This is a genomic window from Saccharopolyspora cebuensis (genome assembly GCF_039542665.1).
Classification (GTDB): domain Bacteria; phylum Actinomycetota; class Actinomycetes; order Mycobacteriales; family Pseudonocardiaceae; genus Saccharopolyspora; species Saccharopolyspora cebuensis.
The window spans coordinates 25296-41221 of record NZ_BAABII010000013.1; the positions used below are offsets into that span (position 1 = coordinate 25296).

Annotated in this window: 17 protein-coding genes; 6 read left to right on the forward strand and 11 right to left on the reverse strand. The window is 73.6% G+C overall.

Annotated elements, in window-relative coordinates:
- The first annotated feature begins 151 nt into the window (after positions 1-151).
- On the forward strand, positions 152-1399 hold the full coding sequence (locus ABD976_RS19195) for an amino acid permease (RefSeq protein WP_345365104.1): 1248 nt from the start codon (positions 152-154) through the stop codon (positions 1397-1399).
- A gap of 7 nt (positions 1400-1406) precedes the next feature.
- A complete protein-coding gene (locus tag ABD976_RS19200; RefSeq protein WP_345365106.1) occupies positions 1407-2081 on the forward strand; it encodes a ribonuclease FAU-1 family protein in 675 nt (224 codons plus the stop codon).
- 47 nt (positions 2082-2128) lie between these two features.
- Here the strand turns inward: ABD976_RS19200 and ABD976_RS19205 are convergent, their stop codons facing one another.
- On the reverse strand, positions 2129-2431 hold the full coding sequence (locus ABD976_RS19205; RefSeq protein ID WP_345365108.1) for a hypothetical protein: 303 nt from the start codon (positions 2429-2431) through the stop codon (positions 2129-2131).
- Positions 2432-2739: 308 nt separating this feature from the next.
- Here ABD976_RS19205 and ABD976_RS19210 point away from each other — a divergent pair, with 308 nt between their 5' ends.
- Positions 2740-3843 (forward strand): branched-chain amino acid aminotransferase, encoded by a 1104-nt coding sequence (locus tag ABD976_RS19210; RefSeq protein ID WP_345365110.1) that lies wholly within the window; start codon positions 2740-2742, stop codon positions 3841-3843.
- Positions 3844-3959: 116 nt separating this feature from the next.
- Here ABD976_RS19210 and cobS read toward each other — a convergent pair whose 3' ends face one another.
- The 5 genes from cobS to ABD976_RS19235 are packed head-to-tail and all read right to left on the reverse strand — an operon-like array spanning position 3960 to position 8048.
- A complete protein-coding gene (gene cobS, locus ABD976_RS19215; protein ID WP_345365112.1) occupies positions 3960-4703 on the reverse strand; it encodes an adenosylcobinamide-GDP ribazoletransferase in 744 nt (247 codons plus the stop codon).
- Position 4704: 1 nt separating this feature from the next.
- A complete protein-coding gene (cobT, locus tag ABD976_RS19220) occupies positions 4705-5751 on the reverse strand; it encodes a nicotinate-nucleotide--dimethylbenzimidazole phosphoribosyltransferase (RefSeq protein ID WP_345365114.1) in 1047 nt (348 codons plus the stop codon).
- Positions 5752-5782: 31 nt separating this feature from the next.
- Positions 5783-6325 carry a bifunctional adenosylcobinamide kinase/adenosylcobinamide-phosphate guanylyltransferase gene (gene cobU, locus ABD976_RS19225; protein ID WP_345365116.1) on the reverse strand — a complete coding sequence of 181 codons (543 nt, stop codon included), beginning with the start codon at positions 6323-6325 and terminating at the stop codon, positions 5783-5785.
- Between the two features lie 52 nt (positions 6326-6377).
- A complete protein-coding gene (locus ABD976_RS19230) occupies positions 6378-7361 on the reverse strand; it encodes an aldo/keto reductase family protein (protein WP_345365118.1) in 984 nt (327 codons plus the stop codon).
- Between the two features lie 48 nt (positions 7362-7409).
- The gene (locus tag ABD976_RS19235) at positions 7410-8048 is read right to left on the reverse strand and encodes a DUF3043 domain-containing protein (protein ID WP_345365120.1); all 639 of its coding nucleotides are present in this window, start codon (positions 8046-8048) and stop codon (positions 7410-7412) included.
- 240 nt (positions 8049-8288) lie between these two features.
- Here ABD976_RS19235 and ABD976_RS19240 point away from each other — a divergent pair, with 240 nt between their 5' ends.
- On the forward strand, positions 8289-8648 hold the full coding sequence (locus ABD976_RS19240) for a HesB/IscA family protein (protein ID WP_345365122.1): 360 nt from the start codon (positions 8289-8291) through the stop codon (positions 8646-8648).
- A gap of 66 nt (positions 8649-8714) precedes the next feature.
- On the opposite strand, the gene ABD976_RS19245 is transcribed toward ABD976_RS19240, so the two are convergent.
- Positions 8715-8927 (reverse strand): RNA-binding S4 domain-containing protein, encoded by a 213-nt coding sequence (locus ABD976_RS19245; RefSeq protein WP_345365124.1) that lies wholly within the window; start codon positions 8925-8927, stop codon positions 8715-8717.
- A 129-nt stretch (positions 8928-9056) separates the two neighbouring features.
- Here ABD976_RS19245 and ABD976_RS19250 point away from each other — a divergent pair, with 129 nt between their 5' ends.
- Positions 9057-9986, forward strand: a complete 930-nt coding sequence (locus ABD976_RS19250) for a carbohydrate kinase family protein (RefSeq protein ID WP_345365347.1) — start codon at positions 9057-9059, stop codon at positions 9984-9986.
- A 123-nt stretch (positions 9987-10109) separates the two neighbouring features.
- Positions 10110-11603 (forward strand): alpha-amylase, encoded by a 1494-nt coding sequence (locus tag ABD976_RS19255; RefSeq protein WP_345365126.1) that lies wholly within the window; start codon positions 10110-10112, stop codon positions 11601-11603.
- 64 nt (positions 11604-11667) lie between these two features.
- Here ABD976_RS19255 and mmuM read toward each other — a convergent pair whose 3' ends face one another.
- The 4 genes from mmuM to ABD976_RS19275 form a co-directional block, all read right to left on the reverse strand.
- Positions 11668-12549, reverse strand: a complete 882-nt coding sequence (gene mmuM, locus ABD976_RS19260; protein WP_345365128.1) for a homocysteine S-methyltransferase — start codon at positions 12547-12549, stop codon at positions 11668-11670.
- A 118-nt stretch (positions 12550-12667) separates the two neighbouring features.
- Positions 12668-13564 (reverse strand): sugar ABC transporter permease, encoded by an 897-nt coding sequence (locus ABD976_RS19265; RefSeq protein ID WP_345365130.1) that lies wholly within the window; start codon positions 13562-13564, stop codon positions 12668-12670.
- The gene (locus tag ABD976_RS19270) at positions 13564-14556 is read right to left on the reverse strand and encodes a carbohydrate ABC transporter permease (protein WP_345365132.1); all 993 of its coding nucleotides are present in this window, start codon (positions 14554-14556) and stop codon (positions 13564-13566) included. The genes ABD976_RS19265 and ABD976_RS19270 overlap by 1 nt, the downstream gene beginning before the upstream one ends.
- The gene (locus ABD976_RS19275) at positions 14553-15779 is read right to left on the reverse strand and encodes an extracellular solute-binding protein (RefSeq protein ID WP_345365134.1); all 1227 of its coding nucleotides are present in this window, start codon (positions 15777-15779) and stop codon (positions 14553-14555) included. The genes ABD976_RS19270 and ABD976_RS19275 overlap by 4 nt, the downstream gene beginning before the upstream one ends.
- Positions 15780-15926: the final 147 nt, after the last annotated feature.

Genomic DNA, 15926 nt, shown 5'->3' on the forward strand with positions numbered 1-15926 from the left:
CGCCGGTGCGGTGATCGGGCAGCGGGTACCGGGCGCGTCCGGACCGGGCGGTTCCGCGCCCCGGCTAGGCTGGTTCGCGGCACCGGCTCCACTGCGAGGATCAACCGACAGGGGGCTGAACGAGCGGACTTCCTTCTGGAAGGGTGGTCGCGTGGCTCTCCGGCTCGGCACGTCCCGACGGCTCGCCTCCAGCGCGGCGGCGCTCCCGCTCGCCCTCGGCGGCATGATCGGGGGCGGCGCGGTCCTGGGGATGGCGCCCGCCGCGGCCGCCGCGGGACCGTGGTCGCTGGTCGGCGTCGTGGTCGCCGCGGTGACGGCGGGCTGCGCGGCGACCGCCACGTCGTACCAGGCGCAGCACTACCCGGGCGGGGCCGCCGTGTACGCCGCGTCCCGCTCCCGGCTGGGCGTGCTCCCCGCGCGGATCACCTCCAGCGCGCACCTCGCTGGGCACGTCGCCGCGCTCGCGGCGGTGGCGGGTGCGCTCGGCGAGCTGCTGCTGCCCGCCGCGGCCGGTCCCACCGGGGCGGTGGCCGTGCTGCTGGTCGTGCTCGCCGCGACCGCCGGGCTGCGCATCCGCGGCGGCGCCGCGTGGGCGTGGCTGCTGCTCATGTTCGGGGTGCTCGCGATCGTGGTGGTCCTGTGCTGGGCCATCCCGCCCGTCCCCGCGATGGCCGGTGATCGGTCCGGCGCGGACGAGGCGGTGGGGATCCCGGGCGCGGCCGGGCTGCTGTTCTTCGCCTTCCTCGGCTTCGAGCGGCTGAGCGCCCCGGAGCCCGACGACGACCGCTTCACGCCCCGCGCGTCCGGCCGCGCGGTGCTGCTGGCCCTGGTGGTGGCCGCGGTGGTGCTGCTCGCGCTCGGCTGGTCGGCGCTGCACCAGCTCGGGGCCGCGCGGCTGGCGCTGTCCGCGGTGCCGCTGCGCGACCTGCTGGGCGCCGCCGCGGCGGCCGAACTGGCCCCGCTGCTGTGCACCGCCGCCGCCGTCGCCCTGCTGCCGGTGCTGCTCGCCGTGCTCGAATCGGCGCGACCGACCACCACGGCCGCGGTCGACGACGGCGACCTGCCCGGCGCGCTGCGGCGGTTCGGGGCCCACGGGACGCCGTACGTGCAGGACCTGCTGGTCGGCGGGGCCGCCGCGGTGCTGGTCCTGCTGGTCGACCCGGTGGTGGCGATGGCCGTCGCGTCCTGCTGCCTGCTGGTGCACCACGCCTTCGGCAGCGCGGCGGCGCGGGTGCTGCTGGCCGACGAGCGGCGCTGGCCGACCCGGGCGGCTTGCGCGGGGATGGGGCTCTCGGTGGTTCTGCTGATGAGCATGCCGATCGCCGCGATGCTTGCGACGCTGGCGGTTGTCATCGTCGGTCCGGTCGTGATGGGAGCGGTCTCCCGTCGCTGGAGCTGAGGCGGTCATGCTGAGAACGACAGCCGGGGCGGCGTCCCCGAACCCGATCGAGCAGCGCCCCGTGTGGGGGCCGGGCGAGCGCGTCCTCTACCGCTTCCAGCGGCTGGACTCCTCGCTGGGCGCGGTGCACCCGGCGCGGGTGGTCGACGACGACGGGGACCGGTTGCTGTGCTGGGTGCTGCCCGGCACCGAGATCCGGGTCACCACCGCGCCGGACGGCCGGTCACCGCGCGAGCTCCCGCTCGCCGAGCGGTTCACCACCCCGCGGGTGGCGGCCAGGTCGTCCTGGCGGGGCGGACCGAACCTGCGGCTGGTGCAGGAGCGGCGCTGGTCCTCGGTGTGGTGGTTCTTCGAGCCCGACGGCCGCTTCCGCAACTGGTACATCAACCTGGAAGTGCCGCTGGGGCGCGACGCCGCCGGGGTGATCCGGGTCGACGGCGTGCTGGACCTGGAGGTGTTCCCGGACGGCCGGTGGAGCTGGAAGGACGAGCACGAGGTGGGACCGGCGGTGGCCGCCGGGCGCTTCGGCGCGGACCACCTGCGCCGGCTGCGCACCGAGGGCGAGCGGATGATCGAGGCCGCCGAGGCCGGCCGGTTCCCGTTCGACGGCACCTACTGCGACGCCCGGCCGGACCCGTCCTGGACGGCTCCCGCCCTGCCGCCCTCCCTGCTGCTCGCCTGAGCCCCGGACCGCCGTGCCCGACGCGGCGGGTCAGGTGCCCGGCGGGCTCAGGGGACGAGGGCGATCAGGAAGAAGAGCCCGATCACCGCGACCAGCGCGCCGAAGCCGCCCACCGAACCGCCGCGCAGGTCGGCCGGGAAGAAGGCGCCGTGCTTGTTGCGCCACCAGTACGCCCAGCCCGCCGCGGCGCCCAGCCCGACGATCAGCCCGAAGATGTCCAGCCACAGGTAGCCGAGGGTGACGGTGAACCCGGCGCCGAGCGGCATCAGCGCCGCCATCGTCGCGGCGAGCACGTCCTGCGACGTGGTGGTGGGCCCGGCTGGGACGGGCGCGTTCTGCGCGTTGGTCATGACGTCATCATAGGAGGCTCCGGCAATGGGGCGCGGTCGCCGAGCGGGGATCGGCGCGAGGCGGCGGAGGCGGTCGCAGCGGAGCCGCGGCGACCGACGGCAACACCGCCGAAGCCACGCCGGTCCCGCGCAGGCAGCGAGTCCGCGTGCCGCAGCCGCTCGGCGCGGCCGGGGGCCGGTTCCGGGCCACCCGGTGCGATCGCCCCCGGCTGTCCGGATCCGGCCGGTAGGTGGACGGGCGACATTGGGAAGTCCGAGTTTCGCCGAGTCGGTTTCCACTGCTCGTGGGCGCGCGATACGGTGTTGCCATGCCTGAATCGCTGTCGTTCTCCCGGTCCCCCAACCCGCAGCCGGCCAGTGCCGAGCGCCGGGCCGAAGTATTGGCGAGTCCGGGGTTCGGGCGGTTCTTCACCGATCACATGGTGACGATCCGGTGGGAGAGCGGGCAGGGCTGGCACGACGCCCGGCTGGAGCCCTACCGCGGCATCGAGCTCGACCCGGCGACCTCGGTCCTGCACTACGCGCAGGCCATCTTCGAGGGCCTCAAGGCCTACCGGCAGCCCGACGGTTCGATCGCGGCGTTCCGGCCGGACGCCAACGCGCAGCGCTTCCAGCGCTCGGCGGAACGGATCGCGATGCCCGAGCTGCCGGAGGAGCTGTTCCTGGAGTCGCTGCGCCAGCTCGTCGCCGAGGACGCCGACTGGGTCCCCGGTGAGGGCGAGAGCTCGCTGTACCTGCGGCCGTTCATGATCGCCACCGAGGTCGGGCTCGGCGTGAACCACCCGTCCAGCAAGTACCTGTACGCGCTGATCGCCTCCCCGGCGGGCTCGTACTTCACCGGCGGCGTCACGCCGGTGACGGTGTGGCTGAGCCACGAGTACGTCCGCGCGGTGCCGGGCGGCACCGGGGCCGCGAAGTTCGCGGGCAACTACGCCGCCTCGTTCGCCGCCCAGGCGCAGGCCGTGGAGAAGGGCTGCGACCAGGTGGTCTGGCTCGACGCCGTGGAACGCCGCGTCGTCGAGGAGATGGGCGGCATGAACCTGTACTTCGTGTTCGGTTCCGGTGCCGACGCCACGCTGGTCACCCCGGAGCTCAGCGGCAGCCTGCTGCCGGGCGTCACCCGCTCGTCGCTGCTGGAGCTGGGGCGCGACCTCGGCATGAAGGTCGAGGAGCGCCGGATCACCGTCGACGAGTGGGAGCAGCGGGCCGCCTCCGGCGAGCTCACCGAGGTCTTCGCCTGCGGGACCGCCGCGGTGATCACCCCGGTCGGCCACGTCAAGCACCGCGACGGCGAGTTCACCGTCGCCGACGGCCAGGCGGGCCCGGTGACGATGACGCTGCGCGAGAAGCTCACCGGCATCCAGAAGGGCACCGTCGCCGACGAGCACGGCTGGATGGTCCCCCTGGCCTGAGCACCCGCCGAGGGCTCACCCCGCCCGGAAGCTGAGTGAGGGGCACCCTGTACCGCATGACGTGGTACAGGGTGCCCCTCACTCATGTCCCGAACGGGTGAGCCGCCGGTGCGGGTTCAGCCGAAGGCGGCTGCCGCGAGGACGAGGGTGGTGCCGACCTCGGTGGCGAAGCCGAGCACGTCACCGGTGATCCCGCCGAAGCGGCGCCGGACGTGCTCGACGACGGCGAGCAGGGCGGCCAGCGCCAGCACGAGCCCGGCGACGGCTCCCCAGCCGAGCAGGCCGGTGGCGGCACCGAGCGCACCGAGCGCCACCAGCCCGGCCCACCAGGCCAGCACGACCGGGAGCCGTTGGCTGCCCGCCACCAGCGCGCCGAGGCCCTCCCGCCGGGCGGCGGGAACCCCGGTGCGGCAGCAGACCAGGAAGCCCGCCCGCCCCGCGGCGCAGGCCAGCACCACCGCTGCCGGTTCGTCGCTCAGCTCGGCGAGGCTGGTCGCCTGCACGCCGACCACCAGGATCAGCGCGACCACGGCGAACGGTCCCGCGCCGCCGTCGCGCATCACCGCCAGCGCCCGTTCCGGCGGCCCGTAGCAGCCGAGCCCGTCGACGGTGTCGGCCAGCCCGTCCACGTGCATCCCCCTGGTGAGCAGCGCCAGCGCGGTGACCGCGAGCAGCCCGGCCAGCAGCGGCGGGGCACCCAGCAGCGTCGCGAGCCCGAGCACGGCGGCGGCCAGCGCGCCCAGCAGGGCGCCCACCAGCGGTGCGGCGGTGATCGCGTGCCGGGCGACGCGCTCGTCGACCCGGCCGACCGGCACCGGCAGCACGCTCAGCCAGGACAGGGCCAGGCGCAGTCCGCCCACCTCAGCTCCCGCTGACGCCGGCCTCGGCGAAGGTCGCCATCTCGCCGAGCAGCCGGACCGCGGCGGTGAGCAGCGGCAGCGCGGTCAGCGCCCCGGAGCCCTCGCCGAGCCGCATGTCCAGGTCCAGCACCGCGGTGAGGTCCAGGTGTTCGAGCACGAGCGGGCCACCGGGCTCGGCGGAGCGGTGCCCGGCCAGCCACCACTGCCGCGCGCCGGGGGCGAGCTCCTCGGCGATCAGCGCGGCGGCCCCGACCACGACGCCGTCCAGCAGCACCGGGGTGCGGCGCACCGCGGCCTGGGCGAGGAAGCCGGTCAGCGCGGCGATGTCGGCGCCCGCCGAGGTGCGCAGCAGCGCCACCGGGTCGTCGATCACCCGGCGGGCGCGGCGCAGCGCGTCGCGGATCGTGGCGGTCTTGCGCATCCAGGTGTTGTCGTCGATGCCGGTGCCGCGCCCCACCACGGCGACCGGCTCGGTTCCGGTGAGCAGCGCGATCAGCACCGCGGCCGGGGTGGTGTTGCCGATGCCCATGTCCCCGGCGACGAGCAGGTCGGCCCCGGAGTCGATCTCCTCGTCGGCGATGGTCCGGCCGGCCCGGATCGCGGCGTCCACCTCGTCCTCGGTGAGCGCGTCCTCCCGGTCGATGACGCCCGAGCTCCGGCGGACCTTGTGCGTGCTGATCGCCTCGGAGGTGTCCACGGCGACGGCGAGGTCGACCACCCGCACGGTCGCCCCCGCGTTGTCGGCGAGCACGTTGACCGCCGCGCCGCCGTCGAGGAAGTTGCGCACCATCTGGCCGGTGACCTCGGCCGGGTAGGCCGACACGCCGTGCTGGGCGATGCCGTGGTCCCCGGCGAAGACGACCGCCCGGGGCCGGGCGAACGGGCGCGGCGGGCAGACGCCCTGCCGGGCCGCGACCCAGGTGCCGAGCTCCTCCAAGCGCCCGAGGGAACCGACCGGTTTGGTGAGCTGCGCCTGCCGTTCCCGCGCCTGCTGCCGGACCTCCTCGTCGGGCTCCGGCACGGTCGGGAAGGCGGGATCGGTGGACAAGCGAAAAACCTCCGTGTTCCTCGGCGGCCGGTCAGCGCAGCCGCAGCGGGATGCCCGCGACGAGCAGCAGCACGTCGTCGCACCCCTCGGCGAGCCGGGCGTTGAGCGCTCCCAGCTCGTCGCGGAAGAGTCTTCCAGACCTGGTGCCCGGCACGACGCCCAACCCGACCTCGGCGGAGACCAGCACGAGCCGGCCGCGGCACCGCGCGACGGCGTCGACCAGCTCCGCGCACCGCTCGGCGACCGCGGCCAGCGCCGCCGGGTCGCGCTCCCACGCCCCGGCGTCGTCGAGCGCGGCGGTCAGCCAGGTCGCCAGGTCGTCGACCAGCAGCCACCGGTCCGGCCCGGCGGCCAGCAGCACCGCGGCGAGCTCGTCCGGACCGGCCTCGACGGTCCGCCAGCTCGCGGGGCGGCGTTCGACGTGCGCGGCGATCCGCCGCGACCACTCCGCGTCGTCCGGGTCGCGCCGGGCGGTGGCGACGTAGTCGACGTCCGCGTCGGCGGGCAGCAGCCCTTCGGCGTGCGCGGACTTGCCGGAGCGGGCCCCTCCGAGCACCAGCGTGCGGGCTGCCACCCGACCTCCTCGTGTTGCGCTCGCCCCGGACCGGCGGGGCGGTGGCGGGCGTTCAGTGCGAGCCGGTCCGGCGCGGGTCGCTGGTGATCAGGTCGTCGAGGACGTCGTCGATCGCGTCGAGCACGTCCTCGTCGAGCACCACCCCGGCGGCACCGGCGTTGTCCACGACCTGCTCGGGCCGGGACGCGCCGATGATCGCCGCCGAGACGTTCGGGTTCTGCAGCACCCAGGCCACCGCGAGCTGCCCCATCGACAGGTTCAGGTCGGCGGCGATCGGGGTGAGCTGCTGCACCGCTTCGAGCACCTCGTCGTGCATCCAGCGGGCGATCGTCTCCGAGCCGGACTCATCGGTGGCGCGGGAGCCCTCGGGCGGCTGCTGGCCGGGCAGGTACTTGCCGGTGAGCACGCCCTGGGCCAGCGGCGACCAGACGAGCTGCCCGAGGCCCTCGCGCTCGGCGGCCGGGACCACCTGGGGCTCGATGACCCGCCACAGCATCGAGTACTCCGGCTGGTTGGAGATCAGCGGCACCGACAGCTCGCGGGCCAGCTCGGCGCCCCGGGTGATCTGCTCGGCGGTCCACTCCGAGACCCCGATGTAGAGCGCCTTGCCCTGGCGGACCAGGTCGGCGAAGGCCGTCATGGTCTCTTCCAGCGGCACCTCGTGGTCGAACCGGTGCGCCTGGTAGAGGTCCACGTGGTCGGTCCCCAGCCGCCGCAGCGAGGCGTGGCAGGACTCCACGACGTGCTTGCGGCCCAGCCCCCGGTCGTTGGGGCCCGCACCGGTGGGGAAGTAGACCTTGGTGCAGATCTCCACGCCTTCGCGGCGGACCCCGGACAGCGCCCGGCCCAGCACCGACTCGGCCCGGGTCGCGGCGTAGACGTCGGCGGTGTCGAACGTCGTGATCCCCGCGTCCAGGGCGGCCCGCACGCATTCGACCGCCCGCTCCTCCTCGACCTGGGAGCCGTGGGTGAGCCAGTTGCCGTAGGCGATCTCGCTGACGGACAGGCCGCTGCTGCCGAGACGACGGAACTCCATGCGCCCGACCCTAGGCGATCCGGCGCGGGTCGCCGCCCCAGGCGGCGCTCAGTCGAGGGTGGCGGCGTCCTTGGGGGTGAGCCGCGGGCGCGGCACCCGCAGCTTGCGGATCTGCATGGCGCGGGTGAACACGTACCAGCCCAGCGCGAACGGCCGGTCCTTGGCGTCGGGGAACTTGCGCCGCACCCGCTGGTTGACGTGGCGGCCGAGGATGGTGCCCTCGACGACCATCGTGATCAGCAGCGCCAGGCACAGCAGCGTCGCGTACTGCTGCACCAGGAGGTTCTGCACCAGCGTGGTGGCGAACACCACCAGCACCAGCGGCATGAACAGCCCCATCAGGTGCCGCCGGGTGTCGACGATGTCGCGGGCGTAGGCGCGCACCGGCCCCCGGTCGCGAGGCATCAGGTAGCGGTCGTCGCCCGCCATCATCCGCTCGCGGCGCTCCGCGGCGGCGGCGCGGCGTTCCTGCTTGGTGCCCCGGGCGCGCTTGGCGGCCTCCCGCTGGGTCTTGGGCGGAGGTGCCACCGGCCCCCGCCGCTTGCCCTCGGCCTCGCGGCGGGACGGCGTCGGGCGGCCCTTCTTCGGCGTGCGGTTCGGGGCGTGCTCCGCGTCGGTCCCGGCGTCCTGGGCCTCGGGATCGGTGGTCGCGGTCTGCTCAGCGTCGCTGCGGCGAAGGAACCTCACCCCTCCAGGGTATTCGACGCCGTCCGGGGCGTTGTACGAGACCGGACACGCCGGAGTGATGCGGACATCGACCAGGCACGTCCCGCCTGTTCGCCGCGAACGTGTGCCACCATGAGGGGTGGAGTACGACCGATCGTCCCCGGGCCACTCCCCACGGGCCCGACCCGGGGAATAGCCCGGCTCCGGGTGGGGTTGGACCTCATGCCGGAATCGGACGAGCGAGACCTCTAGGGAGAGTCCATGACCGCTCCAGACACCACCACCGAGGCGCCCGCGCACGGCGTCACGTTGACCGACAGCGCCGCGCAGAAGGCCTCCGCTCTGCTGGAGCAGGAGGGGCGCGACGACATGCACCTGCGCATCGCGGTCCAGCCGGGTGGCTGCGCGGGCCTGCGCTACCAGCTCTTCTTCGACGAGCGCACGCTCGACGGCGACGCCCGGGTGGAGTTCAGCGGTCTCGGCGTGGTCGTCGACCGGATGAGCGCCCCGTACGTGCAGGGTGCGGTGATCGACTTCGTCGACAGCATCGAGAAGCAGGGCTTCACCATCGACAACCCGAACGCGGGTGGCTCCTGCGCCTGCGGCGACTCGTTCCACTGACGCGCTCGTCGCCCGATTTCGCCGGAGGCCGGTGCCCGAGGGCGCCGGCCTCCGCGTGCGTCCGGGTCAGTCGCGGACGACCCGGACGGCCTCGCCGCCGAGCACGATCTCGTCGCCCGGCGCGAGCTGCTTGCCGCGCCGGGTCTCGACCGCGCCGTTGACCTCGACTTGCTCCTCCTCCAGCAGCGCCTTCGCCTCCGCGCCGTGCTCGACGAGCCCGGCCAGCTTGAGCAGCTGACCGAGCCGGATGGTGTCGTCCTGGATCCCCACTTCCCGCATGGCGCCATTGTCCCCCGGGCCGCTCCGGCGCCGCGCCGGTAGCCTGGTCGGCTCCTCGACCGCGATCCAGCAGGCAGGAGCGCCACCGTGCCCGTCGCCGTGACCGGCAGCATCGCCACCGACCACCTGATGCACTTCCCCGGCCGCTTCGCCGAGCAGCTCGTCGCGGGCGACCTCGACCGGGTGTCGTTGAGCTTCCTCGTCGACGGGCTGGAGGTCCGCCGCGGCGGGACCGCGGCCAACATCGCGTTCGCGCTCGGCGTGCTGGGGATGCGCCCGGTGCTGGTCGGGTCGGTGGGCGCCGACTTCGCCGACTACCGGTCGTGGTTGCAGCGCCACGGCGTCGACTGCGCCGGGGTGCACGTCTCCGAGGTCGCGCACACCGCGCGGTTCGTCTGCACCACCGACGAGGAGTTCAACCAGATCGCCTCGTTCTACGCGGGGGCGATGGCCGAGGCGCGCAACATCGAGCTCGCGCCGGTCGTGGTGGCCCGCGACGTGGACCTGGTGCTGGTGAGCCCGAACGATCCGCCGGCGATGCTCCGGCACGCCGAGGAGTGCCGCCAGCGCGGTTACCGCTTCGCCGCGGACCCGTCGCAGCAGCTCGCCCGGCTGACCGGTGAGCAGGCGCGGCGGCTGGTGGCGGGCGCCGAGTACCTGTTCACCAACGAGTACGAGTGGGGCCTGCTGCGGCAGAAGACCGGCTGGACCGCCGAGGACGTCCAGGAGCGGGTGGGCACCCGGATCACCACCCTGGGCGCCGCCGGGGCCGAGCTCGTGGGCCCGTCCGGGGAGCGGGTGCGCACCGCCGCCGTGCCCGCCGCGGCCGGGGTGGACCCCACCGGCGTCGGCGACGGCTTCCGCGCCGGGTTCCTGGCCGGGATCGAATCCGGCCTGCCGGTGGAGCGCGCCGCGCAGCTCGGCTCGCTGATCGCGGTGCACGTGCTGGAGGTGACCGGGACCCAGGAGTGGTCGTGGGACCGCAGGCGGGCGTTGCACCGCTTCGAGGCGGCCTACGGTGCGGCGGCGACCGCGGAGCTCGCCGAGGTCCTGCCCTGAGCCCGCACCCGGGTTTGCAAACTTTTGCAGGCGATATGGCTGGTGGGGACGGTACTGGTGGAGTATTGACTTAACATCCGCAAGGAAATGTGATCGTGGGGCGACATCGATGAGGAGGTTGCCATGCGATTACCCGTACTGGTCGCGGTCGCCGCGCTGGCGGGCACCGCGCTGATCCCGCCCGCGCTGGTCCAGCCGGCCGGGGCCGCCCCCGCCGAAGGGACCAGCGCGGCGCCGACCGGGGACCGCCCGGCCGCCGCGCCGGTGGACGGTCCGATCATCCAGATGTTCCAGTGGCCCTGGGAGTCGGTCGGCCGCGAGTGCACCGAATTCCTCGGTCCCCGGGGCTTCGGCGCGGTGCAGGTCTCGCCGCCGCAGGAGCACGTCGTGCTCCCCGACCAGGGGCATCCCTGGTGGCAGGACTACCAGCCGGTCAGCTACCAGCTCGAGAGCAGGCGCGGGGACCGCGCGCAGTTCGCCGCGATGGTCGACACCTGCAACGCCGCGGGCGTCGAGGTCTACGTCGACGCCGTGGTCAACCACATGACCGGCAGCGGCTCGGTGGGCAGCGGGCCGGGCAGCGGCGGTTCGGAATTCGAGAAGTACGCCTACCCCGGGATCTACCAGGACGGCGACTTCCACGGGTGCCGCCGGGACATCGCGGACTACACCGACAAGTGGGAGGTCCGCAACTGCGAGCTGGTCGGCCTGGCCGACCTCAAGACCGGCAGCGGGTACGTCCGCGACACCCTCGTCGCCTACCTGAACGACCTGGTGGGGCTCGGGGTGTCCGGCTTCCGCGTCGACGGGGTCAAGCACATGCCGCCGGAGGACGTCGGCGCGATCTTCGGCGCGGTCCGCGACGTGCCCGGCACCGGGGCGCGGCCGTACGTCTTCCAGGAGGTCATCGCCGACGGGACCACCTCCGCGGCGGAGTACGCGGGCAACGGCGACGTCACCGAGTTCGCCTACCACGGCCGGGTCAGCGAGGCGTTCAAGAACGGGACGCTGGCGCAGCTCGGGTTCCTGGACCAGCAGATGACGCTGCCCGGCGAGCAGGCCGTCGTGTTCATCGACAACCACGACACCCAGCGCAGCACGCCCACCCTGACCTACAAGGACGGCGCCGCCTACGACCTGGCCATCGCCTTCGAACTGGCCCACCCGTACGGCACGCCGCAGCTCATCTCCAGCTTCGCCTTCGACGACACCGACGCCGGGCCGCCCGCCGCGGCCGACGGCACCACCCTCCCGGCCGACTGCGGCGACCCGGCGTGGGTGTGCGAGCACCGGCGACCGATGATCGCCGGGATGGCCGGGTTCCACGTCGCGGCCGGGGACGCCCCGATCACGAACTGGTGGGACAACGGCGGCGGTCAGCTCGCCTTCGGCCGCGGCGAGGTCGGCCACATCGCCTTCAACCGGGAGGGCGGCGAGCTGACCCGCACGTTCCGGACGTCGCTGCCCGCCGGAACCTACTGCGACGTGCTCAGCGGCGAGCCCACCGACGGCGGCTGCTCCGGCGGCACCGTGGAGATCGCCGCGGACGGCACCTTCACCGCCACGATCGCCCCGAACTCCGGGGTCGCGGTGCACGTCGGCGCCCAGGTGACCTGAGCCGTCCCGGATGACCTGGACCGTCCCGGGCGGACCGCTCCACACCGGGGCGGTCCGCCCGGGGTCAGCGCAGCGCGGCGGCGAGCGCGCTGATCCCGGCGGGCGGCACCCGGCAGCAGCCGCCGATCAGCCCGGCACCGTCGGCGCGCCACCGGCGGGCGCGCTCGGCCAGCGGGACGGCCGTCCCCGTCCAGTCCCGGGCCGTGGCGTCCCAGCTCTCCCCGCTGTTCGGGTAGACCACGACCGGTGCGCCGGTGATCTCCCGGGCGAGCGCGACCGCGCCGGTGGCGTCGTCGGGGGAGCAGCAGTTGACCCCGACCGCGATCACCTCCTCGGCCGCGGCGGCCAACCGGAAGGCGTCCGCGAGCGGCTGTCCGGCGCGGGTGCGGTCCCCGTCGATGGTGAACGACAGCCAGGCGGGCAGGCCCAGCCCGGTCACCGCGTCGATCAACGCCTCGGCCTCGTCGAGGTCGGGAACCGTCTCCAGCGCCAGCACGTCCGGTCCGGCCTCGGCCAGCACCTCCAGCCGGGGCCGGTGGAAGTCGTGCAGCTCGCGCGGGGTGAGCCCATAGCGCCCGCGGTACTCGGAGCCGTCGGCGAGCACCGCGCCGTAGGGGCCGACGGAGGCCGCCACCCACCGGTCCGGACGACCGTCGGTGGCCTCCCGCGCCAGCTCCACGCCGCGCCGCAGCAGGGCCGCGGCCTCCCGCCGATCGATCCCGCGCGCGGCGAAGCCCTCGAAGCTCGCCTGGTAGCTCGCGGTGGTCGCCACGTCGGCCCCGGCGGCGAAGAACGCCCGGTGCGCCGCGACGACCGCCTCGGGCTCGTCGGCGAGCAGCCGGGCCGACCACAGCGCGTCGCCGAGGTCGTGCCCCCGCGCCTGGAGTTCCGTGGCCAGCCCGCCGTCCAGCACCAGCGGGCCACCACCGAGTTCGAACCGCCTCACCCCACCACTCTAGAAGCGTGGCCCGTCCGGGTGAACTCAGCGAGGTGCGGGGCACCATCATCCGAGTAAGCCGGATGAAGGTGCCCCGCACTCACCGCCCGCTCGGGTGAGGTTCGGGTCAGCCCTTGACGCTGCCCGAGGACAGGCCGCTGACCAGGAACTTCTGCACCAGGTAGAACACGATCACGGCGGGGATCGCGACCATGACCGAGGCCGCCGACAGGTGCCCCCACTCGGCCCGGTTCTGCTGGACGAACACCTGGAGCCCGACCGCCAGCGTCTTCGAGCCGTCGTCGGCGGACAGGAACGCCGAGGCGAACGCCACCTCGCTCCACGCCGTGATGAACGCGTAGAAGGCGGTGACGGCCAGCCCCGGCCGGGCCAGCGGCAGCACCAGCCGCCAGAACACGCCGAAGGGGGCGAGCCCGTCGACCCGGCCGGCCTCGTCGATCTCCTGCGGGATGCCGTCGAAGTAGCCCTTGAGCATGTAGGTGCAGAACGGGATGGCGGTGGAGCAGTACACCAGCACCAGACCGGGCGCGCTGCCCTGCAACCCCATGCTGAGCAGGATGTTGTAGAGCGGCACGATCAGCACCGCGAACGGGAACATCTGCACCAGCAGGAACGACAGCAGCAGCTTGCCGCGGCCGGGGAAGCGGAACCGGCTGGCCGCGTACGCGGTGGTGGCCGCCAGCGTGACGCCCAGGACCGTGGTCGCCCCGGCGATGACCACCGAGTTGCCGAACCACTGGAGGAACGCGCCCTTGTCCCCGGACAGCACGTCGGCGTAGTTCTGCCAGGTCGCGTCCTGGAACAGCGTCGGGGTGGTCTCGACGGCCTTCGCGTTCGGCTTGAACGACACCACCACGACCCAGAACACCGGGAACACCGCGACCAGCGACGCGAGCGCCAGGGTCGCGTGCAGCCCGGCGCTGGCCGCGCGGGACCGCCGCCGCCTCCGCCCGGGGGCCGGCGCCGCGGTGGTGGTGCGCAGCGTCGCCGCCTCGATCGACATCACAGCTCCTCTCCCTGCCTGCGCATCGCGCGGCGGTGGACGGTGGCGAACACCAGCAGCACCGACAGGATCAGCACGCCGTAGGTCGAGGCGATGGCGTAGTCGCGGGTCGCCCCGGAGAAGAAGCGCTCGAAGGCGTAGGTGACCAGGATGCGGGTGTTCGGGTTGTTCCCGGTCATCAGGTAGATCACCGGGAACATGTTGAAGGTCCAGATCACCCCGAGCAGCACCACCGTGCCCGAGACCGACCGCAGCCCCGGCAGCGTGACGCCGGTGAACCGCTGCCAGGCGTTCGCCCCGTCGATCTCGGCGGCCTCGTAGAGCTCGCCCGGGATGTTCTGCAACCCGCCGAGCAGCGCCACCATCATGAACGGCACGCCGAGCCAGACGTTGACCGCGATCACCGAGGCCAGCGCCAGCCAGGACTGCCCCAGCCAGACCTGCCCGGGCAGCCCGACGAGCTCCAGCAGCCAGTTGATCAGCCCGTACTCGGAGTTGAACAGGTACTTCCAGGCGAAGGCGCTGATGAACACCGGCACCGCCCACGGCAGGATCAGCAGCACCCGGTACACGCCGCGCCCGCGCACCTGCCGGTTGAGCAGCACGGCGAGTCCCAGGCCGAGGGCGTAGTGCAGGAACACGCAGGCGAAGGTCCAGATCAGGGTGCGCCCGAGCGTCGCCCAGAACGCGCCGTAGGCCGGGTCGCCGGAGAGCACGTCGAGGTAGTTCGCCAGCCCGACCCACTCGTAGCGCGCGGGCCGGTCCAGCACCGGGTTGGCGATGGTGGTGTCGTTGATGTCGGTCAGGCTGAAGTAGACGCCTTGCAGCAGCGGGAGCACCACCAGCACGGCCAGCACCAGCACGACGGGCAGCACCATCGCGTAGCCGAACCAGTGGCGTTGCAGGAATTCCCGGACCGTTCGGCGGCGCGGTGGGGCGTCCGGGCGCGCGGGGCCACCCGCGCGCCGTTCGGCGGTCGGCGCGCTGCTCATCGCCGCGCGTAACCGTCGAGGACGGTCTCGTGGTAGATCCCGGCCGTGCGGTCCAGCGCGGTCCCGGCGTCGGCGTGCCCGGCGAGCACCTGCGCGTAGGCGGTCTTGAGCGGCTCCAGCAGCTCGTTGCCCTCCGGGATCCAGGCGCGCGGCAGGGTGTTCTCCACCAGCGGCCGGAACGCCGAGACGACCGGGTGACCGGCCACGGCGGGCTCGTCGTAGGCGGAGCGCCGGGTCGGCAGCAGGCCGAGCCGCTCGGCGATCGCGGCTTGGTTGGCGGTGCTGCTCATGCACTCGACGAACTCGATGGCGTTCGCGGTGGCGTCGCTGCCCTGGCGCAGCACGTAGTCGTGCCCGCCGATCGGTCCGCCGGGGCCGGGCACCGGGGCGATGCCGAGGTTCTGCCCGTCCGCGAACAGCTCGGACTGCGACAGCTCGGGGATCACCCACGGGCCGTCCAGCACCATCGCGACCTCGCCGGAGGTGAACGCGGCCTTCATGATGCTGTAGGAGTTGGTCTGGTCGAGCGCGGTGCGCGCGGCGCCGGAGTCGATGAGGTCCTTGGCGATGCCCAGCCCGCGCACGCTCTCCGGCGAGTCCACGGTGATCGTCCTGGTCGCGGTGTCGACCAGGTCGCCGCCCTCGGCGTAGAGGAACGGCAGCGCGTAGAAGGCGTCGTTGTTCAGGAACATGGCCCGGTCGCCGCCCAGCGCCGGGGCGATCCGCTGCAGGTCGGCCCAGGTGCGCGGCGGTTCCACGCCCGCTTCGGCCAGCGCCCGTTCGTTGTAGAGCAGCGCGAGCGTGTCGGTGACCTGCGGGACCGCGTAGGGCTTGCCGTCGTACCGGGTGGACTCGACCGGCTCGGGGAGGAAGTCGGCGGTGTCGGCCAGCGGCGTGCCGCTGAGGTCCTGGATCAGCCCGGCCTGGGCGAGCTGGGCGACCCAGCCGACGTCGGCGCGCAGCACGTCCGGCCCTTGCCCGCCCTGCGCGGCGGTCTTGAAGTTGTTGAGCGCCTGGTCGAACGCGACCGTCTGCACGTCGACGGCGTAGCCGCCGGTGCGTCCGCACTCCTGCGCGATCTCGGTGAACACGGCGCTCTCGCCCGCTCCGCTGGTGTCCCAGTACACGACCGTTCCCGGGTCGCCCCCGGCGCTGGAACCGCAACCCGCGAGCAGGCAGGCGAGTGCCGCGGCCGTGGCGGCGGCGGTGGCTCTGGATCTCATCGGGGGCAACCTCCTGCAAAAATTTTCTTCCGGATGGCGTTAAATTGCATACCCCTGGTGTGACGTAAGTCAAGGACTTCGGGCTACGATTGAGTCATCATCGAGGAGCGTCGCCGATCACGACCGGGGCGTGCCTGCAAAATATTT